We start from the raw sequence: 19,509 nt of genomic DNA on the forward strand, positions 1-19,509 counted from the left end.
TCCCTTAGCTTGGAAGGTGCATATAATTAAATAATCATTACAGTGAGGGGAAGACCGTAAATGAAACTAAAGTCTAAGTTTTTTGTTGTTATGTTTGTCACGCTCCTTCTTTTTTTAAGCGTTGAAGTTTATTTAATGAATGTCTTACTTAAAACTAATGATCAGATCAACCAAATCGATCAGGAATCTATGCAAGTCGCTCATTATGCAGATCGATTAAAATTAGATGTCGTTCAAGTACAGCAATTCCTTCAAGACATTAGTTCTACAAGAGGTCAAAATGGGCTAGATGATGGTTTTAAGAACGCGGAGATCTATGCAAAAGATTTCAAGACGACACTTAACCAATTAAGGAAAAAAAATCAATCTGAAGAAAAGATCAAAAAAATGGAAAAATTATTTAAACCCTATTACACTCTAGGGAAGAAAATGGCGCATGATTACGTGAATGAAGGGCCTTCTAAAGGAAATCAATCTATGCAAAAATTTGATGGATTTGCGGATCAGATTAATAAACGGGTAGATGTATATCGACAAGAAGCAACAAAAAAAATGCAGCATAACTTGGATGATTTAAATAAACAAACAAAGCAAGCTGTTTCAATGTCTATTGCATTGTTAATCATTAATAGTTTACTTGGAATCGGGTTGTTTTTATTTATTATTCTCCCTATTTTACGCAATGTGAAAAAGTTGGGAACGGCAGCAAATCTGTTATCAGCTGGAGATCTCTCGAAGCCTATTCAATTTCGAGGGAAAGACGAAAATGGTGAACTGGGGAATATATTGGAAAACACAAGAACTCGTTGGAGTGAAATGGTTACAGAAATGAAGGAGCACGCCGAGTTGTTGTCGTCAACTAGTCAACAGGTTATCACTGAAACGGAACAAACCGAATCAACAGCTCAGCAAATAGCAGATACTATTAATAGCTTGGCAATTGAAATGGAGTCTCAATCAAGTAATGTAAATGACATATTAGAAAACACTCAAAATGTTTCCACGCAAATTATGAAGGGGAACGAGATTGCACAGATTGGTTTAGAAAGTGCACTTCAAGCAGAATATACAGCTAATGGGGGAAAAGACACGATTGAGCACAGTATTAAGTCGTTAGAAAAACTGCAAGAAGAGTTTGGTGTGACGACTATAAAAATGAAGGAACTTGGAGAAAAATCTTCTCAAATTGTTACAATTGTCAACCTCATTACCACTATTTCTGAGCAAACAAATTTGCTTGCACTAAACGCAGCGATAGAAGCTGCAAGAGCAGGAGAGCATGGGAAAGGATTTTCAGTAGTAGCTGGGGAAGTACGAAAACTAGCAGAAGATACTAAAATGGCTACTCAAAAGATCTCTGACCTTGTTGCTACCATTCAACATGATACGAAGCAAACCATTGATTTACAAACGAAAAACCTAGCGGCGCTTCATACAAACGTTCAGTCTATCCAAACAGGAAGTAAATCGTTGGAGCAGATCTTAATTGAAACAAATGAAACGAAAAATCGCAGCGAAGAGAACAAAGGAGTATTTGCTCATATTCATGATTTATCACATAATGTTTATGAGAAAACAGCATCTATCGCGGAACATACAGAAACATCGGCAGCAGCTTCTCAGGAAATAGCAGCAGCCTCTCAAGAAGAGGTAAGGATGATGGGAAGAGTTAAAGAAAACATGAATGAAATCGTCAAAATCGCTCGTTTGTTAGATAAACAGGTCAAAAAATTCAATATATAAAGCGTGAAAGAACGTACTAGTGTAGTGCATCATATTTAAAAATGGCCTTATTAATCCCAAAAGACTCTAATCCTCTGGTAGAGTCTTTTTTATTTTATTGTCAAATAAAGACTAGATATTTTGTTTGCATACCGAGTAAATCAAATCGTTATCAATCAAGTATAAAAAATTCAATTCATGCTGAGGTTTTTCATTTGTTGTATAATTGTACAAACAACCAACAATGTATAATCTAGGGGGAGTAAGTAGTTTGGAAAGTCAAACAAATTTTAAGTGGCGGGTTACAAAATATAACCCCGCCTTTCGAGATAAAAATGGAATATATACACTAACAGATGACTGGACTTGTCCTTCTGAAATAGGAAATACGATTAATGGAAAACCATTTACAATGACTGAATATCAACGTGTTGAGAGAGCATATATAGATTCTGTTCAGAAATTTATGGAGGAGAGTAACACGGACTCTTTAACTATTTCTGAAATAGAGTACTACTTAACAGAAGAAGATCGAAAATCTCCTCTATATAATGAGGAATTTGAACAGCTGTCTTTGAAAAATCATTCAGCTGTCACTACTAATGAAGTCCGCTTAATTTGTCAAATGATTTTGCGTAATTTTTTGTGGTGTAATCTGGATCATAAGGACGAATTTTTCGTAAAATTTGGGTGGGATTATTATATGTATATTGGCTCTCACGCACCTTGTCCAGACGCTATTCATTTTGCTACAAGAACCGGTTTGTTTGTTGAAGAGTGGGAGGGTGAATGACGTATGTTTTGGAAATTGAGAAGAAAATGCAAGCACACTGCTTATAAACTACAATCCATATAAACCGATTAAAAATAGAGCCCTCATGCTGTCGCACTGGGCTCCTAGAAAAATCTGTTGCTTAATTTAATTAATCCATTCGTTAAAATTCTTTAACGAATAGTGACCTCAAATTTATCATCAGCAGGATTTGCCGTATTTTGCCCTGCATTTTGATACCACCTGTTGCTTGAGTTCATCATCGTTTGTATGCGTGTAGTAGCCGTAGCGGCAGAAGGTCCCGTCAGTCCCGTTGATACACCATTCTTCGTTTCAGCAGGTGCAGCCGACCCCATCGAGTAAAAATACCAATCTCTTGCCGCACCGTGCTTTCCGGCTTGATCAAGTGTAGAAACATACCAAGGTTTAAGTTCAGCAAACGCTGTTAGCTGCAGCATTCCACTATTACTATCGCCAATGCCTACGTCTGTGATCGCACTTGATTTATATTGTTCAAATACGACTCCTTTTGTCTTTAATTGCGTGACGTATTGACGACAAACTTCCCCGGTCCATGAACCACCTAAATAGCTTTTACCATCCTTCGACCAAAATGGATCAAGAAGCGCGACACGTTTTGGCCTTAAATTTGAGGACATGTTTCCACTATCAACCTGGTCACTAATTAGCTTTGCACCATTCGTTACCATTTGACTTCCTAGCGAATGTCCCGCAAGACGGACTTCGCTACCCGTAAACCCTTGCATCGCTTGTTTGTATGTATTCACAAACAATTGTGCTGCTGAAACGGTTGGTGCACCTGATGTACTGTATGTTCCGTCTTTCTTGCGCCAGCGCATACCTTGAGTTCCGGAAGTGGACCAAATTTTAGCTTCTGCATCTTTCACTTCACTTTCGTCTGCGAGTTGATTCCAGTAAAAGATCCCTACATTCCAACCTTTAGCAACCCAGTAGTCGACGGTGTTCACGTCTGGACCATTTGTTGGGTCATTTCGTTTAGGATTAAAGGTCTCGCGGAAAAGGGAGGCAGTAGTGCCATTTTGCCAGCCATGAATATAGATAACGGTTGGTTTACTTGCATTGAAATAGGAATTTGATTGCCCCGTAATGAACTTTTGTGAGACGTTACCTGAACCAAACCAGTAAATTCCCGTGTCCAGAGTTTGTCCGTCGTATGCAGCGGCTACTGGTGAAGGGAACCAAGGAAGCATAACAAACAGTAAAATAAGACTGACCCATACATGGCGTATCTTCTTCAAACGATCAACCTCCACAAACAATGTAATGTTTCAATATGGAGTATATGATAAGAAGCTAAACCTTCATTACATGATCAACAAAAAAATGTATGCGTTATCATTCATAAAAAAGGCTTTACGTATTGAATGAGCATATAGAGAAATCATTAACCATTTGGTTATGATTAAGTAGGATAGGAGGGATTTTTAATTAACTAGTCGTATACTCTCTAAATATCAGTTAAAAATAAACAAGGGCAGCAAAGCCACCCTTGTTTCGTGCAAAATAATATAGTATAAAACACTTTAAATCAGCTTTTATTTTCCAATTAATTTTGCGACTTCTGCCTGCAATAATTTTCCTGTTGGATCGGCCTGCGTTTTTAATTTAGTAAATTCTTCTGCCCATTGAGAGGTACGCATACGAATAGGAGGATCCTGCATTTCTACACAATCAGTAATAATTTCAGCGACTTCTTTAGAGGTTTGGAATATATAATCTCCTTGACGGCTTTGAGCACCACCGATATATGCTTCTAGTAGAGGTTTATACTCATCATCTACTAGACCGCCATTTGATTCAAATTGAGTTAACGCACTATTAGCAAACTCTGAATGAATTCCACCGGGTTCAATGCTTGTAAATTTGATGTTGAAGTGCGGTTGTACATAGCTAGCAAGTGATTCTGTGTAGCCTTCCACACCGAATTTTGCTGCACAGTAAATTTCATTAAACGGTTGTCCTATAAGTCCACCGACAGATGAAATATTTACAATGTGACCACTCTTGTTTTTTCTCATAATAGGCAACACAGCCTTGGTTGTGCGGATCACGCCCATTAGGTTTACGTTGAGTTGCCACATAATTTCTTCTTCAGTAGCCTGCTCCGTTGTGCGGATAAATCCAGCGCCCGCATTGTTGATGAGAACGTCTATGTTGTCTTCATTCTTCATAATGTCGTCTAAGCAATTATTGATGCTAGTTGAGCTTGTAACGTCTAACTGTTTCACTATAACTTGGACATTTTGACTCTTCGCAGCTTCCTGCAATGCCTCTTGCTTCTCTAGATTTCTCATTGTTGCATACACTTTATATCCTTTTTTCGCTAGTAATAGTGCCGTTTCAAATCCTACTCCTGTTGATGCACCCGTAATAAGAGCTATTTTGTTGTTCATTTTTCTATCGTCTCCCTTTGTAGAGTATTTACTCTATAGAAATATACATATTTCTTTTTGAAGTGTCAACTATAAAAATATCTGATAAAATGATAATGTGTTAATTAATAAAGATCAGATTAAACGGGTGGAACAATCTTAATGAAAATCGAGACTTAAGATTAACCACCCTCAAATAGAGTATTCACTCTATTTTTATCGTTAAAAGGAGATAAGAATGGATAAAAAACAGCAAATTATAGATGAATCGATAAAAGTGTTTGTTGAATATGGGTTTCATGGAGCACCTATTACCAAGCTTGTAAAATCAGCTCATGTGTCAAACGGTACCTTTTTTTATTACTTCAAAACAAAAGAAGACTTGATAACGGCTATCTACGTCTCGACAAAAGAGGAAATTTATCATGAGATTGTCTTAGATATTAAAGAAGTTGTATCGGTAAAAAAAAGCATGCGTAATCTTTGGATGAATTGGGCGAATTGGGGAATTGCCAACGAACAAAAGTTTAAATTCTTGGAGATCTTTGCGTCATCTCCTTATATAAACAGCCTAGAGAAGAAAGAAGTTGCTGATACGTTTATTTTCATTGAAGAGCTTTTACAAAAGGGGATTCGGGATGAAATTATTATCCCCATGGATATCACCTTACTAAGCCACATTTTCTATAGCAGCATCCGGACGACAATTATGTATCAACAAATAAAATCACTTTCACAAGAAGAAATGGAAACGATTTTTAATCTAATGTGGAAAAGTATTGTGGATGTGTAAAAAAGCGTGATGTCAGAGGAATTAAACGTTGAACGTCATCACCATAGTAATTGAACCAAAGCAAGCCTAGAGTTACTAACCCAGGCTTGTTTTGGCGCTTGATGAATTTTTTTCTATACCTTTAAATATATTTATTTTACATTTAAAGGTAATTAGTTTATGCTTTTAACAAAAATGATAACGCTTTAGTTTTAGAGAAGATCAATTAATTCTCACTATTATGTTTTCCGGCTTCATCCATGAAGTCTACTATTGATCCAAACGATTAGTAGTAGCAGTAAAACCATGACAGAAACTTGAAGGTACAAGGTATAAATAAAAAGTTTTAAAATTATTGTTTCTTCTCAAGGGAAAGAGGTTGGAGCTAATGGAGGAAAGCACGTTTTTGATCACGTCATTGATTGTCTGGTTTTTGTGTAGTTTTCTCATACTTGGTTTCTTCATTCGTGAAAGCAAGAAGAGACACCACGTGCTCATACTCGTTTTATTTAACATCTTTACGTCTGTGTTACTCTCATATTTTTGGTTTTACAGCATTGCAATAGACGGCGTAAGTCAAGTATACGGCGTCTTTCTTTACCTTAGTATTGCTATCGTTTTAACGCTAGTGGAACTTGTTTTGATGAACGTAATCAAGGGTCAAATAAAATCTTAACTAGAGTGCTTAATTAGGTATTGGGAAGTAACTAATTCGTTGATTTATACAATCTCAGCATTCTTTATTCTAAGAACCAAATCTGGTAATGGACCTCCAAGCGCAGCGTCCATTAGACCTGATGCAAAAGCAAAGCATGATCCCGGCATTAGCAACAAAGGTTGAGATAGGGGCTTTCCCGTCCGAATAAATCCATTGTAGACTTAACGGGGAGGAAAAAAATGTTTAATGAACTATGTTCAAGATTACGGTTCGATAAGGCAAGTTCGTTTCTAAATATTCTTGTTGGAGAATGCCATAAATTCCACAATCCTTGTATTGATTATTTTTTCGAATCATATGCCTAATAATACCTTCACGTTTCATTCCCACTTTTAACATAATCCTACCTGATGCGGGGTTATCGATATTATGTGTGGCTGATATTTTATGGATATTCATAAAACGAAATGCGAATTCAATAATCGCATGCAATGCTTCTGATCCATATCCTTGATTCCACCAATTAAATCCGATGTTATATCCAACTTCACAATTTTCCGTGCCGTCATCGATATTATATAGATCTATCGTACCAATCAGTTCACCACTTTCCTTCATTTCAATTCCCCAATAACAAAACTTTTCGCTCCTATATTGATTCGTAATTTCAGTCAATCGATCGATTGTTTCAGAAATCTCTTTATGCGGTCCCTTGATTAAATTATCCATTACACGATGATCTGAGAATATGTAATCAAACATTCTACGTGCATCATTCATTTCTATTTTTCTTAACATAAGCCTTTTGGTTTCAATCATCGGTGTACCTTTATAAATAATCATACAATCACCTTCGTTTCCTGTAATTATTTCTGTATAGAAAACTTATCTAAGCGTATGATATGTTTCGATATTTCGCACTACATTTCCTTTAAGTATTAAGTTATTGATGGTAGGGGAGTTAACTCGATGTTTAGAGAATCCTGCTATTTAAAACCAAATAAGCTAGTGACTCAGTATCACTGGCAAACTCGATTTATCCCAAAAATCAGAAAATAGGGTTCTCGGAATCCAAAAAACTATGCTATGATTTCTTTAAAGCGAAAATCCCAATAAAAGGTAGGAGGGTTTATTTATGAGAAGGCAACCTTTTTTTGCATAGCAAAGGCTATGTAAAAACCAAGTAAAGATCACATAGCCTTTGCTTCTTCTAATATAAATACACGATTAGGAGTGCAAAAATGAGCTATAAAAAAGCCAAAGATCTTTTACCAACAGAATTAGTAGCGCTAATACAGCAATATGCTGATGGTGAATGCATTTATATTCCTCGAAGAGAAGGCACTAAAAAAGGATGGGGAACGAATACCTCTACAAGGGTCGAATTAAATAGACGAAACGTAAAAATTTACGCTGATTACTTATCAGGTGTTAACCTAAATACGCTAAGCAGAAACTATCATTTGTCTTATAAAAGCATTCAAAGAATTGTATTGAAAGAAAAAAAGAAAAGAAACAGCTTGTGAACAAAGCCAATGTGGTCGCGACCACATTGGCTTTCGTTTGTTTATGAATGAAGTATGAGGTATCTTATACCCCGTTCGTATAATAAACTAGTAGTAATCGATCGTTATGAATGAGCGTAATGGAACAAAGGGGGATTTTATGATGAAACTTCATATAAGTAAGGAATGGAATCAAAAAGAGAAACAATATATCGACGATCAGCTTTACTTGTTTAACTTGCAGCATTTTCCGAAGGATTTGGGCGGGCGATATGAAGAAGTCAATGTATTGGTAAAGGATGAAAACGGTGCTCTTCGTGGTGGAATTTTGAGCGCCGTATGCTGGAATTGGTTAGAGATTTATACTATTTTTCTTGATGAAGATAGTAGACGATCTGGATACGGAACGAAGCTATTATCAGAGGTGGAGAAAATGGCCGTAGAGAAAAAATGTGACTTTATAAAAGTGGATACGTTAAGTTTTCAAGCGCTCGATTTCTATAAAAAGAATGGCTTTCAAGTGTTTGGGAGTTTAAAAGGTGTGGGGAGAGATTTCGAGCACTACTATCTGAAAAAGGATTTAAACCCGCAAAATTTATCCGTGTAATGTTTACCTGTGTTAACGATGAAAGTGAAGTGCTAAATTCGATTGAAATGAAGCAGGAGAGATAACGACATGGGCGGCCAAACATCAACACACTTATTTCGAATAGATGGTGAAGATCTTTACCTTCAAGAGTTTTCAATCCAAGATGCGAACCGGATTTGCGAAATATCGAATGAACCAGAAATAGCTGAATTTTTACCAGACTGGAAATCAACAAAGTACCAACGGATAAATTGGATCACTAATTACGAAATTCCAGGAAACAAAGCGTTTCTTTATGTTGCAGCGAATCTATCAGATAAAGACCACCATATCTTAAAGCTAGGGATATTTATTAAACAGACGGATGAATTCATCGGCTGGTGCTGCACAGGTATAAAAGATGAACTTCCTTTTCCGAACAGGGAAATCATGTACGCGATTTCAAGCAGCTATCAAAAGAAGGGGTATGCCACAAGAGCCTCTAAAGCACTCATTCATTACTTGTTTACTCATACAAAAATGGAAACACTTAATGCAGTAGCTCTCATTAATAATAATGCATCCCATAGCGTAATCAAAAAATGCTGTTTCATCTATCGAGGTGAACGGATGATAGAAAATGAGCGCTATTATCATTACACGCTGACAAAGGGGGAATGGGAGAAAAAACATAAATAAGTTTTAGTCGTTCAGTAATAAGTAACGAATAGTCATAACAAAAATGCTTGAAGAAGGACTTCAAGCATTTTTGTTTAAGTACTTTGCGATTAATCGTTGGGTTTGGCTTGCAATAAATGTCTTCTCTTATGTGTGAACAAGCTGTTCAGCTAATCCAATAAGAATTCCTTCCACTCCACGAATGTAACAGAGGCGATAGGCGTTTTCATATTGAACCACTTCGCTAACGAGCTTAGCACCATGCTTTTCGAGCCTAGAGACCATTTCATCAATGTCTTCAACAGTAAACATGACCCGTAAATAACCAAAAGCATTTACCGGGGCATTTCGATGATCGGATTGAATAGATGGCTGAAGAAAGCGCGAAAGTTCAATGCGACTGTGACCATCTGGAGTAACCATCATCGCTATTTCTACACGCTGAGACTCCAGTCCCGTTACACGACCTGACCATTCTCCTTCAATAGTCGCTCTTCCTTCAAGGGTTAAGCCGATCTCCTCAAAAAAAGAAATGGCATTATCAAGAGATTCTACAACAATACTGATATTATCCATTCGAAGTAATTTGCTTTTTTTCAATTGTTTTTCTCCTTCTATAGTAAACTAATAATGACTTTATCTGTTTTTATGTATTCTGTTTGGAAGGTTCGAACTCCTTTTTATACAATGAAAGGAACAGGTAATCTAACTACATGAAAAAAACTAAAATCTCCAAACGTAATAAAAGTTCTTTTTGTAGAGAAAGGATATACTCAGGAAGTAAGATTTCTATATTCCATTTTCTTGCTAGTTATTGAAGAAACAATGAAAAATTAGGAAGGTGAACGTTATTTTTTGGAAAAATAATGGTCGAAAGAAAAACTTAGCACAGATAAAAGATCGTTATGATGAGAATTTTGGAACTCCTCATCGAATCGTGAAATACAACTGGAAGGGCGGGGAAGAAACTTCTATTTTAAAAGACGAAGATTTCACGATTTCTCGTGGCTTTTTTTACATTTTTGAGTACGCTCCTACAGCTGAACGGGTAGTTTGGACGTATGTATCACTGGGAATGTCAGAAAAGAGTATGTTAAATGCCATAAAATCAGAGTTAATTTGGCTTTCGCACCAACAAAACGAAGAGATTTTTGAATTTCTTCCAAGCTTAGTGAGTTATCCATTTCATTATGATGCCTCTTTTGATTATGGACAAACGATATCTAACTCTGAAGCTATTTCTCCCTTTGCTATGAATACGCTATTAATTTGTCCTGCTTTTATTGAATATCAGGATTCACGAAGCCTCTTAGAGCTGTTTGATTGTCAGCGTAAAGAACTACTATGGCTGTTACCTATTCATAGTAATGAGAAAGAATACATAAAGGAAAAGGGAGATTTTAGTAGCCTTTTTGATTTATGGGAGGAGAGAGAAATTGATTCACTAATGCTCTGTGATCTTAATCGCGCATCTACTTTAAATTAGAGTGAATTATGGAAAATGCCAAGAAATCGAAAAAAAAGGATACGCTGTTTACCATGAATAAAGACGCTATAGTTAAAAAATTTGGAAGGGCTGTATCTTTCATCCATTGATCATGCAGTCGGCGTAGCAGAATACCCTGAACTTGCTTATGAGCAGTCTTAGGGTGGAAGTAATTATAGTTTGCAAGATGGTGAAGGTACAAGGGGTATTCTTACATTTTACAGGAATTTTTCTATATTAAAGATTCGTAGTATGTGCGGAAACAAATTTTGTTCATTACATAATTACATAAAGAAAAAGAGGCTTAATAAATGGTAGATATTCAAATTTCTGATTGGGCAAAAGGTAGACCCAAAAAGCATTATATGCGCATACATGGACTTCGGATTTTTGAAATGATCTTTTGTAGAAAATTAGATCAGTTAGGATTTCAATTAGAGAATGTAAATGGTGTAACGGTTTATTTTTTAGCAGATTCTAGGAAATCTGTAACCTGTAATGAAATCAAGTCTTTACAAGTAGTCGATGTGTTAGTTCCAGACGATTATATGGTGTTTTTAGAACTGGAGTCTGTAGAAGAAAAATATATGGAATTTTGCAGAGTTGTAAGAAAATATATTTTACCAACGTTTCAACAATATTCGTCTCTTTCACCGAGCATTGTTGAACGGTATGTGGAAGAAGCGTTAGAAGAAATTGTAAAGGAAAATTATGAAAAGGTATTTTTAGTCTCCAAAACGCCTAAGAAAAGCCCTAATCGCAAGAATACAGCTATTTTAAAAGGGATTCACCGCGTTTCGGGCTTTCAATTATGGTGTGAAATTTACAATGCAATAGGCTTGCGAATAGTAAACCAACTATTGGTAGAAGAAGTTGGGAATGAAGTGGTATATGCGAGGTTTCTGGGGGAATTAAAATGGGAGAATAACGAGAAGGTCATAGTCAAATCGAAGACTAGCAGCTGGTTTAGTCAAATTGAAATCTCTTAAACATTTATATTTTGGGGTTAGTCGGTTTAGTTAGTATGATTCCTTATGTCATCTAGGCACTTGCTTTAAAAGAACTTATTCTTTAGATTTTAATCTGTTTGTAATGCTGCCGTTATTGGTGGGAGGATCTAAATATGAACAAGCGTATATTGATCTTTATTTGTCTTATAACACTTATAGGTTGTAGTGAGCACAATAAAAGTCAGAGTGAGGGTAGGACTGCAGCCACGCAACAATCAGGAAAAATGTTGGTGCCCATCCGTGCTACTCTCGAGGTAGTAGAGGAACCGATCGTTCGGGAACATATGAGGCTTAATTTGCACGTGGAGTACTTACGTGCAGAAGGATCTGGAAGAGTTGTATTTGAATCGTCTGGTGTTATCCAGAAGCTGGAACCAGACAAAAAAATCCTCGCTGAATGGACAGGTATTAAAGAGGGGAAAACGGCGATCATTCCCATTACAATTAACGCACAAAAATTCGGAGAGGGAAGCATAAGAGTAAAAGTGGAGGCCTACGATCAGAATGGAAAGTTTCACTACTCTTCAAATCCCACCCAATACTTTTTAGTTAAAGAAGGAGCAGTGCTAGCAGGACGAAGTGGATTTACTGATTTGAAACTGCAGTATATTGCTCATTTAAAAAAGAACGGTAAAATTTCCTATCTAGACTACCTAAGACGTAAAGAAAAGATATTGAGGGGTAATTAAGAAAAAGACAGAGTAGCACAACAAGCCCGCACATTTTTAAAAAGACGGGGGCTTGTTGTGCTATTTCTATGTTCTTCTGTTAAAAACTTAAATCACTACACGGTCAATACCGGTTTGAAGAATCCATTCAATACAATGTATTAATCGATCTATCGTTTGAAAAAATTCGTGTTCGTTCCGAAACGAAAAATAAACGTATTCGCCCATCTGCAACTGTAAGTTTAGTGATTGGCTATGATATTTTACAATCTGAGATATAAAATATTTTTTACCCTCATAAATAATAATGGGTTCAATACTTGCGGAGCCTGGATGATGTTTAAACAATAAAGTAACATCATCTTCTTTTCGGTAGGAAATAATGCCCCCATTTTTAATAACGTTCGGTGGAAATTCCGCCTGTTCAAATCCATATTTCTTTAAGGCACTGTGTAACCTTTCCTCATATAGCTTGTCTACATCTCCCATAACGACCGGATTCTCGGTGACGAATTCATTCGCTCGTTTTATAAATAGATAGCCGTGTCTTTCTAATAGTTCATTTAATTCTTTCTTATTTTGATAAGAGAAAGTCAGTGCTAAACCAGCATCTTCTAGTAAGCGATATATGTGATTGTCAGTATACGGTGTAAGCAAGTTAACTCTTAACCTACTTTTTTCACTTCTGTCAAAAACAACAGTAAATAAAAAGTCATTTACAATGCGGTTAAATCTAACATGTGAATCAGCGAATAATTCTGTCTCTAAGATGAAATCCATCTGCTGTAACGGTTTTTGGAATAAGCCAACAACGTGATCAGCAAAATTTGCCGTTTTTACGAAAGGCATTAAAAATTCAATCTTTAATTCCTCTAAATGGGCACTATCTAAATCTTCAATACTGTCATAGGACAGATATTGGATATCTTGAAACTGAAAGGCTTCTCTAAACAAATTAAGTAAGTAGTATTCGTCGCCTGCGTAGTCTGCTTGTAAGCAGCGGTCGAGCTTTTCTAGGTGACTTGGGGAGAGCGCTATGCTTTCTAGAAGAGGCAAATTTGCATTGTCTATGTGATCGTCGTCCTCGACATAATTCATGTATAGGGAAGCGACTTGCTTTCCTTCCAGATATAGCTGGTAGTACCACCCATAGTCTTCTACGTGTTCGTGTAAAAAAGTAAAGGCTTTCGTTCTTTTTGAAATACTCTGCGCTATCTTCTCAATATCATCTTCATTTGGAACGATCACCCCACACCACTCTGAGTTGATGGGCATGATAAAACTTTGTAACTTAAGTGATTTGCATGCGGATGTAGACTCTTTCAATTCATTTTTCACCAAAATAATACGCGTGTGATCAACCATATCTTACTCTCCCTATAGTGATAAAAATTTTGTTAAGCTTTACTATCACTATCATGGGTTTATTTGGATAATTTTTCAAGTTGTTTTTAAATAAATAAGGAATTTAAACTTCAGATCCATTTAACACGAATTCAATTAGATAGAGCCTACTTAAAAGATCACCCCGATATCGCTACTCTAAAATCTGATTTTTTTCATAGATATCCAACAATATGTGTTTGATTGTTGAGTAATCAACGAAAGGACCTCAATTGACGATTGAAATGATTTTAGTTGCTTTTATAATAATAAACAGTTGTTGATTATTGAATTTATGTTGAATTCCAACTTCAAATGATATTTTTCAAGGAGGACATTACGATGACACATATTGAAGGAAAAGTAGTTGTAATTATGGGAGCTTCAAGTGGAATTGGTGAAGCGACTACAAAAAAACTTGCAGAAGAAGGGGCAAAGTTGGTTATTGCAGCCCGTCGCGAAGATCGTTTAGAGTCACTTGCTAAATCTTTACCAAATGCAGACATTTCGTATGCCGTAGCGGATGTAACAAACAAAGAGGATGTTCAAGCAGTAATTGATCTTGCAATGGAAAAGCACGGTCGTGTGGATGTTCTTTATAATAACGCTGGAATTATGCCTACTGCACCACTTGCTGAAACACGCTTTGACGAATGGCGCCAAATGTTAGACATTAACATTATGGGCGTTCTGAATGGAATTGCAGCAGTTTTACCGGTGATGAAAAAACAACAATCCGGGCACATTATTGCCACAGACTCAGTTGCAGGACACGTTGTCTATCCTGGTTCTGCCGTATATTGTGGGACGAAGTTTGCAGTTCGCGCTATTATGGAAGGACTACGTCAAGAAGAAAAGGACAATAACGTTCGATCAACGATTATCTCACCAGGAGCTGTCACGACTGAACTTTATACAACGATTAATCATGCTGCAGACCGCGAATCAGTAAGAGATCTTATGAGCAAAGGGGAAGAAGGATTTTCACTAAAATCAAGCGATGTGGGAGATGCAGTAGCATATGCCATTAGCACACCTGAAACAGTAGCGGTAAGTGAAATCTTAATTCGCCCAACTAAACAAATGGTTTAATGAATAAAAATTAACCAGGATTCAACTAACACGAACGAAACAAGATGAGCAAAGGAGATTGCTCATCTTGTTAGCTTATCTATTGAGTTCGCTCATAAGGAAATTTCATTATTTTTCATAATAATAAGCAGTGGTCCAAGGATAATCTTTCCCTCTATTCTTGCACCACTGAACAAAATTATTTTCTTGTTCGCTTTCAAATTCTATCCAGTCATTCAACAGCTCTCTGTGATAGTTGATATCGGTTTCAACTGTTTTCCTCGTTTGTTGACATTCCACGTTGTTATTTAGTAGCTGTAACATAGAGATAAGGAGCAAATCTTCTTCGACATTTCCTAAGTATAAATCTTCAGATAGATGGTGAAATGAAAACCAAAGTGAATCAAAATGGAGATTAATCAGTTTCAGCACAGCTAACTGTTCACTTTTGCCACCAAGTTCAATTGCTTTGTTTAAGTATTCAATACGATTTTCCGTTTGTAAAAACAGACCATACCACCTAAATGGTCTTGAATCCTTGGGATCTTTTTTCATCCAAGTATTCAGGATAGGCTTTAATACATTTTCTTCTAGTGGGTAAACGAGCAAGTGATGGATATGATCTGATCCTTCAAACAAGCCAAATAGCCAACAGGCAAAATGCTCTCGTTTTTTCTCCTCCCATCCCGTTGCTTCATTTATAAAAGAAGATAGGTAGTTAAAAGATTCCTTTCGTAGCCCTTTTTCTTTAAGTAGACAAAACTTTTGAAAGATTGGATAGTCATCCAATCTTTCATCTTTCAAGACCTTTGTCATAATCTCTTCCATTCTATACTCCCACCTCGTATCAAGTAAGTCAAAAGCAAGGGATGATCCATGATGAACTTGATTAGCTATCAGTCTCTATAAATAAATGCATATTTCTTATACAGATCCTGGTGATAAAACAGATCTTGTCCATGTGAAGATGAAATTAAATGTGGCTTGATTTCATCGATAATACGTCCACTATCAATATTTGTATTCATATTAACACTAAACTTTCGGATAGGAGGATGGAGATCGCTGCTACTTGTAATAAAAAGATCACCTGTTAATAGGACGTTATCTTCTGTATGGTGATAGATGACGTGGCCGGGGCAATGTCCTGGTGTTAGGTAGTAATGCAGCGGAACACCAGAAAGTATTTCCTCTGTCAATGGTTTAACCTTGTTTTGTACACCATTCTGTTCAAGTACATTTTTATTCGGATAAGGGACTTCACCATTAATGTACGTTAATTCATTTTCATGGGCATAAACAGGGAGGTCAAACTGCTCGATCCATTTTACAGCACCTTGAATGTGGTCACTGTGGCCATGTGTAAGGAAAATCGCTTTTGGATTTCCAATTGATGTCGCAGCCTTGATTTGATCAGCAACTAATGCTTCAGTTCCTGTATCAATGATATAGACGTCATCGTTATGCTTAATGAGCCAAGTATTAACAGGGATAGTAATAGAGATATTAATTTCAGATTCACATTTAAAGATGTGTTCGGACAGCTGTACGATGTTCATAGTAAACGTTCCTTTCTTCTTTTAAGGCTAATAGAACATGCTGGTGAACTACCCGCCACTTAGCACCCTTACGGGTTGCTTGAAGTGGAGGCTTCCAAGATCGTAAGACCTTTTCTTTTATTGCATCTTCATCCACGCCTAAACGGTCGTGTCCGATGCCTTTCCTTTGCGGCGTTCCGACCGCTAGAAAAAATCCAGACAAATTATAATGTCATACCTTGTTCCTTCAAAACACGAATTCCATAGTGTTTGAGATTTAATCCGGCATTATAATCTCGATCGATTTTTGTGCAACACGTGTCATTTTGGCATACATACACACGATCAGAGAGCGAAAGGTTATCGTGGAGGTGTCCGCATTGACTGCACTGTTTACTTGAAGGGAAATAGCGATCCGCTACGATGTAGTGTTTACCGTTTCTCTCTGCTTTGTACTGCAACATTGTGCGGAACATTCCAAAGCCATTATCGTGCACATTTTTCCCTAGTTTTCGCATTTGAGCAAGGTTCGTCAAATCAAGATCTTCTACCACAATCGCGTCGTACTCATTGATTATCTGATAACTACGCTTGTGAAGGAAATCCTTTCGTTGATTTTTGGACTTCGCCAGTAAGGTTCGATACGCGTTCATTTGTTTTTGATAGGTACGACTGTACTGAATCGCTCCATTCTCATCGAGAGGAGCTGCGTTTTTCTTACGAGCTAGGGACTTATTCATTCGACGTTGACGTTTCTCAATGAGTCGGTAATATCGACCGTAATTTGCTTTTCGACCTTCGCTATCCACATACAAGTCCGCTTGACTATAGTCCAATCCAATTACTTTATCGGCAGAAACGTTGTGTTTTTTCTCCACTTTTTCCGAAGGGAAATCGATGGAAAGGGACACCAAATAACGCTCACCTTCTCGTCGGATGGTAGCTTTTTTTAGGAGTCCTTCCGCAGGTAAAGGACGGTGCAGTTGAAGGGAAATTCCCTCAGGGAATTTGGGGACACGTAAAAAGACCGCTCCATTTTCGTGAATAACACGGATATTTTGATTGGTTTGGTTCGTGGTATAGCTGTGTTTGGCGTTCTTCTTCTGATGAAACTGAGGCAATCCTTTTATATCACGAATCGAAGGAATGTATCCTTCCGTGTTCATTCGGTTTCGTGCCTTCTTTTTATACTGGATTGGTTTTCGCGCAAAGGTTTCATTATATTTTTGGACAGCAGCTTGAAAGCGTCTTTTGGCATCGTTGTACACAAATGAATCATTGGAACGATCTAAAAAGGCAAAACGACACGTAATTTCTGTGTAATTTGGAACCTTATGGCGAATGAATCCACCTGCAAAGCCGGAGGCTTCTAATTCGGTGTAGAGATGGGCAACATATTCATTGTAGACTTTACGTTCACACCCAAACGCGCGGTTTAAGTGTTCTTTCTGCTCGTCTGTAGGGAAAATCGCATATTGATACCCAAGCGTCACCCATCCTTCGGGTAATGTTTTTTTGGTTCCTTTTCGATGTGGTGTTTCCAATTGAACATTCACGTCATTCACTCCTTTCTGTTGGGACTATATTCCTATCTTACCAAAAAAAGAAAAAGAAAACAAGCACATATGTTCGTTGTAGGCTTACGCCTACCCACCATTCATCCCCCACCTACTCACGGGGCTTCGCCCTTATCGTTCCTTGAGGAAGGGGACTTCTGGTGGAAATCTGTTAAAAGTCTAAACTCATAGCAATTATAGTGCACAAAATGCTTAAATGCAGGAATTTTGACTTATTTATTGCGCAACAGGGAGAAAATTTTGTATTAAAATAGAATAAAAAGTAAATTTATACTACTTTAAAAACTGATGAGGTTGTATCATACATATAGGTAGAGAATTCATTTAAGATTATCTAGTCTCTTTATACACTGAATACCAGTGTGAAGAAGCCTAAGCCTTTGAAGCAGGATCTGTACGCGAATTTAAATAATGGGAGGGATAGGAGTGAAATCCTATAGTTATTTTTGTGCTACTCAAATTGAGATGGGAATCGGAAAGTCTAAAAAAATATCAGAAATGTTAGAATCCTTAAGGGTTGGTTCATCCATTTTAGTTGTAAGTGATCCTGGTGTAGTTGGTGCAGGCCTTGTTTCACCTATTATACATACCCTAGAGGCTTCAGGTTATCGAGTAGTGTTATTTGATTCAGTTGAACAGAATCCTCGAGATACAAATTGTTTAGAGGGCGCTCAACTATTTCGTGACTTTGGTGCAGATGCAGTCGTAGCAATTGGTGGTGGAAGTGCCATGGATACAGGAAAAGCCATTGCTTTGTGCGGTCCAAATGGGGGGATACCATCTGATTATGCAGATGGTCAACGGTTATATGAGAACATTGCACCTATAATTTGTATTCCAACTACTGCAGGTACAGGTTCAGAGGTAACTCGGTCTTCTGTAATTACCGAATCATCTACACATCGAAAAATGACACTCAAACATACTTCATTAAGACCTGTGTTGGCTGTTCTTGATCCTGAATTAACGTTTAGTGTTCCTCCCTCTGTTACAGCTGCTACAGGTGTTGATGCATTGGTTCATGCAATTGAAGGTTATACCTGTAAAGGAACAAATCCAATTTCACAAGCGTTTGGAGCTAAGGCGATGAAAACCATCGTTTCAGCATTGCCTATTGCTTTTCGTGATGGACAAAATGAAGAAGCTCGCCACGACATGCTAGAAGGTAGTCTGTTGGCAGGTCTCTGTTTCGGATCTACTGATGTGGCTGCTGTCCACTGCTTAGCAGAAGCGCTAGGAGGACTTTATGATACGCCTCATGGAGTTGCCAATGCCGTATTTTTACCTTATGTACTAAGATTTAATTCTATGGAGAATAAAGGGTTGCATGCTACATTAGGGAGATATATGAACTTTGCTAGCGATTCCGATTCAGACGAAATAGCCGTTGAAAAACTCATTCAAGGAATTGTGAAGTTAACTGAATCTTTAAATATTCCAAAGTTAAAAGATTTAGAGGGTGTAAAAAAAGAAGATTTTCCACGAGTAGTAGAATTAGCGATGCAAAACAACTCAACATCAAGTAACGTTCGTTCGATTAACGAGACTGATTACATGCACATTTTGGAACAAGCTTATTCTGATCGTATAGAGATAAATTTGAACTCTAACGTAGAAAGCTTGCGTTAATCCTCACACATTAATCGTACGGAAGATGGCCACGCCCTAACCCGTTACTTCCATGTAG

Annotated in this window: 19 protein-coding genes; 11 read left to right on the forward strand and 8 right to left on the reverse strand. The window is 37.2% G+C overall.

Features of this window, described 5'->3' with window-relative positions; translation table 11 throughout:
• The first annotated feature begins 60 nt into the window (after window positions 1–60).
• Both IE339_RS10430 and IE339_RS10435 read left to right on the forward strand, forming a co-directional pair.
• Window positions 61–1,743: a methyl-accepting chemotaxis protein gene (locus tag IE339_RS10430; RefSeq protein WP_242175827.1), complete on the forward strand. Its 1,683-nt coding sequence runs from the start codon at window positions 61–63 to the stop codon at window positions 1,741–1,743.
• A 250-nt stretch (window positions 1,744–1,993) separates the two neighbouring features.
• Window positions 1,994–2,515, forward strand: a complete 522-nt coding sequence (locus tag IE339_RS10435) for a hypothetical protein (RefSeq protein ID WP_242175828.1) — start codon at window positions 1,994–1,996, stop codon at window positions 2,513–2,515.
• A gap of 152 nt (window positions 2,516–2,667) precedes the next feature.
• Here the strand turns inward: IE339_RS10435 and IE339_RS10440 are convergent, their stop codons facing one another.
• The gene (locus IE339_RS10440) at window positions 2,668–3,774 is read right to left on the reverse strand and encodes an alpha/beta hydrolase family protein (protein WP_242175829.1); all 1,107 of its coding nucleotides are present in this window, start codon (window positions 3,772–3,774) and stop codon (window positions 2,668–2,670) included.
• Window positions 3,775–4,071: 297 nt separating this feature from the next.
• The gene (locus tag IE339_RS10445) at window positions 4,072–4,929 is read right to left on the reverse strand and encodes an SDR family oxidoreductase (protein ID WP_242175830.1); all 858 of its coding nucleotides are present in this window, start codon (window positions 4,927–4,929) and stop codon (window positions 4,072–4,074) included.
• Window positions 4,930–5,146: 217 nt separating this feature from the next.
• Between IE339_RS10445 and IE339_RS10450 the strand changes: the two genes are divergently transcribed.
• Window positions 5,147–5,701, forward strand: coding sequence for a TetR/AcrR family transcriptional regulator (locus tag IE339_RS10450; protein ID WP_242175831.1), 555 nt, complete (start codon window positions 5,147–5,149; stop codon window positions 5,699–5,701).
• An 880-nt stretch (window positions 5,702–6,581) separates the two neighbouring features.
• Here IE339_RS10450 and IE339_RS10455 read toward each other — a convergent pair.
• Window positions 6,582–7,181 (reverse strand): GNAT family N-acetyltransferase, encoded by a 600-nt coding sequence (locus IE339_RS10455; protein WP_242175833.1) that lies wholly within the window; start codon window positions 7,179–7,181, stop codon window positions 6,582–6,584.
• Window positions 7,182–7,579: 398 nt separating this feature from the next.
• Here IE339_RS10455 and IE339_RS10460 point away from each other — a divergent pair, with 398 nt between their 5' ends.
• From IE339_RS10460 to IE339_RS10470, 3 genes are all read left to right on the forward strand, one after another.
• Window positions 7,580–7,864, forward strand: coding sequence for a CD3324 family protein (locus IE339_RS10460; RefSeq protein ID WP_242175834.1), 285 nt, complete (start codon window positions 7,580–7,582; stop codon window positions 7,862–7,864).
• Window positions 7,865–8,006: 142 nt separating this feature from the next.
• Window positions 8,007–8,450, forward strand: a complete 444-nt coding sequence (locus IE339_RS10465; protein ID WP_242176161.1) for a GNAT family N-acetyltransferase — start codon at window positions 8,007–8,009, stop codon at window positions 8,448–8,450.
• Window positions 8,451–8,519: 69 nt separating this feature from the next.
• Entirely contained in the window at window positions 8,520–9,110 is a 591-nt protein-coding gene (locus tag IE339_RS10470; RefSeq protein WP_242175835.1) for a GNAT family N-acetyltransferase, read from the forward strand.
• A 126-nt stretch (window positions 9,111–9,236) separates the two neighbouring features.
• Here the strand turns inward: IE339_RS10470 and IE339_RS10475 are convergent, their stop codons facing one another.
• Window positions 9,237–9,689: a VOC family protein gene (locus IE339_RS10475; protein ID WP_242175836.1), complete on the reverse strand. Its 453-nt coding sequence runs from the start codon at window positions 9,687–9,689 to the stop codon at window positions 9,237–9,239.
• Between the two features lie 241 nt (window positions 9,690–9,930).
• Here IE339_RS10475 and IE339_RS10480 point away from each other — a divergent pair, with 241 nt between their 5' ends.
• The 3 genes from IE339_RS10480 to IE339_RS10490 all read left to right on the forward strand — a co-directional run bounded on the left by IE339_RS10480 (window position 9,931) and on the right by IE339_RS10490 (window position 12,274).
• On the forward strand, window positions 9,931–10,575 hold the full coding sequence (locus IE339_RS10480; RefSeq protein ID WP_242175837.1) for a suppressor of fused domain protein: 645 nt from the start codon (window positions 9,931–9,933) through the stop codon (window positions 10,573–10,575).
• Between the two features lie 311 nt (window positions 10,576–10,886).
• The gene (locus IE339_RS10485; protein WP_242175838.1) at window positions 10,887–11,564 is read left to right on the forward strand and encodes a hypothetical protein; all 678 of its coding nucleotides are present in this window, start codon (window positions 10,887–10,889) and stop codon (window positions 11,562–11,564) included.
• Between the two features lie 134 nt (window positions 11,565–11,698).
• The gene (locus tag IE339_RS10490) at window positions 11,699–12,274 is read left to right on the forward strand and encodes a hypothetical protein (RefSeq protein ID WP_242175839.1); all 576 of its coding nucleotides are present in this window, start codon (window positions 11,699–11,701) and stop codon (window positions 12,272–12,274) included.
• A gap of 87 nt (window positions 12,275–12,361) precedes the next feature.
• On the opposite strand, the gene IE339_RS10495 is transcribed toward IE339_RS10490, so the two are convergent.
• Window positions 12,362–13,618, reverse strand: coding sequence for a hypothetical protein (locus IE339_RS10495; protein ID WP_242175840.1), 1,257 nt, complete (start codon window positions 13,616–13,618; stop codon window positions 12,362–12,364).
• Window positions 13,619–13,978: 360 nt separating this feature from the next.
• On the opposite strand from IE339_RS10495, the gene IE339_RS10500 reads away from it, so the two are divergent.
• Window positions 13,979–14,728 (forward strand): SDR family oxidoreductase, encoded by a 750-nt coding sequence (locus IE339_RS10500; protein WP_242175842.1) that lies wholly within the window; start codon window positions 13,979–13,981, stop codon window positions 14,726–14,728.
• A gap of 108 nt (window positions 14,729–14,836) precedes the next feature.
• Here the strand turns inward: IE339_RS10500 and IE339_RS10505 are convergent, their stop codons facing one another.
• The 3 genes from IE339_RS10505 to IE339_RS10515 all read right to left on the reverse strand — a co-directional run bounded on the left by IE339_RS10505 (window position 14,837) and on the right by IE339_RS10515 (window position 17,801).
• The gene (locus tag IE339_RS10505; protein ID WP_242175843.1) at window positions 14,837–15,535 is read right to left on the reverse strand and encodes a hypothetical protein; all 699 of its coding nucleotides are present in this window, start codon (window positions 15,533–15,535) and stop codon (window positions 14,837–14,839) included.
• A gap of 68 nt (window positions 15,536–15,603) precedes the next feature.
• Window positions 15,604–16,266, reverse strand: coding sequence for an MBL fold metallo-hydrolase (locus IE339_RS10510; RefSeq protein ID WP_242175844.1), 663 nt, complete (start codon window positions 16,264–16,266; stop codon window positions 15,604–15,606).
• Between the two features lie 203 nt (window positions 16,267–16,469).
• Complete coding sequence (locus tag IE339_RS10515; RefSeq protein ID WP_242175845.1) at window positions 16,470–17,801, reverse strand: RNA-guided endonuclease InsQ/TnpB family protein; 1,332 nt, start codon at window positions 17,799–17,801, stop codon at window positions 16,470–16,472.
• Between the two features lie 447 nt (window positions 17,802–18,248).
• Here IE339_RS10515 and IE339_RS10520 point away from each other — a divergent pair, with 447 nt between their 5' ends.
• Window positions 18,249–19,451, forward strand: coding sequence for an iron-containing alcohol dehydrogenase (locus IE339_RS10520; RefSeq protein WP_242175846.1), 1,203 nt, complete (start codon window positions 18,249–18,251; stop codon window positions 19,449–19,451).
• Window positions 19,452–19,509: the final 58 nt, after the last annotated feature.

The sequence above is a fragment of the Priestia koreensis genome (assembly GCF_022646885.1).
Lineage (GTDB): Bacteria > Bacillota > Bacilli > Bacillales > Bacillaceae_H > Bacillus_AG > Bacillus_AG koreensis_A.

Coding starts and splice junctions, on each gene's coding strand:
- IE339_RS10430 (WP_242175827.1), top strand. CDS start 61: ATGAAACTAAAGTCTAAGTTTTTTGTTGTTATGTTTGTCACGCTCCTT.
- IE339_RS10445 (WP_242175830.1), bottom strand. CDS start 4,929: ATGAACAACAAAATAGCTCTTATTACGGGTGCATCAACAGGAGTAGGA.
- IE339_RS10450 (WP_242175831.1), top strand. CDS start 5,147: ATGGATAAAAAACAGCAAATTATAGATGAATCGATAAAAGTGTTTGTT.
- IE339_RS10455 (WP_242175833.1), bottom strand. CDS start 7,181: ATGATTATTTATAAAGGTACACCGATGATTGAAACCAAAAGGCTTATG.
- IE339_RS10460 (WP_242175834.1), top strand. CDS start 7,580: ATGAGCTATAAAAAAGCCAAAGATCTTTTACCAACAGAATTAGTAGCG.
- IE339_RS10465 (WP_242176161.1), top strand. CDS start 8,007: ATGAAACTTCATATAAGTAAGGAATGGAATCAAAAAGAGAAACAATAT.
- IE339_RS10470 (WP_242175835.1), top strand. CDS start 8,520: ATGGGCGGCCAAACATCAACACACTTATTTCGAATAGATGGTGAAGAT.
- IE339_RS10485 (WP_242175838.1), top strand. CDS start 10,887: ATGGTAGATATTCAAATTTCTGATTGGGCAAAAGGTAGACCCAAAAAG.
- IE339_RS10490 (WP_242175839.1), top strand. CDS start 11,699: ATGAACAAGCGTATATTGATCTTTATTTGTCTTATAACACTTATAGGT.
- IE339_RS10495 (WP_242175840.1), bottom strand. CDS start 13,618: ATGGTTGATCACACGCGTATTATTTTGGTGAAAAATGAATTGAAAGAG.
- IE339_RS10500 (WP_242175842.1), top strand. CDS start 13,979: ATGACACATATTGAAGGAAAAGTAGTTGTAATTATGGGAGCTTCAAGT.
- IE339_RS10505 (WP_242175843.1), bottom strand. CDS start 15,535: ATGGAAGAGATTATGACAAAGGTCTTGAAAGATGAAAGATTGGATGAC.
- IE339_RS10510 (WP_242175844.1), bottom strand. CDS start 16,266: ATGAACATCGTACAGCTGTCCGAACACATCTTTAAATGTGAATCTGAA.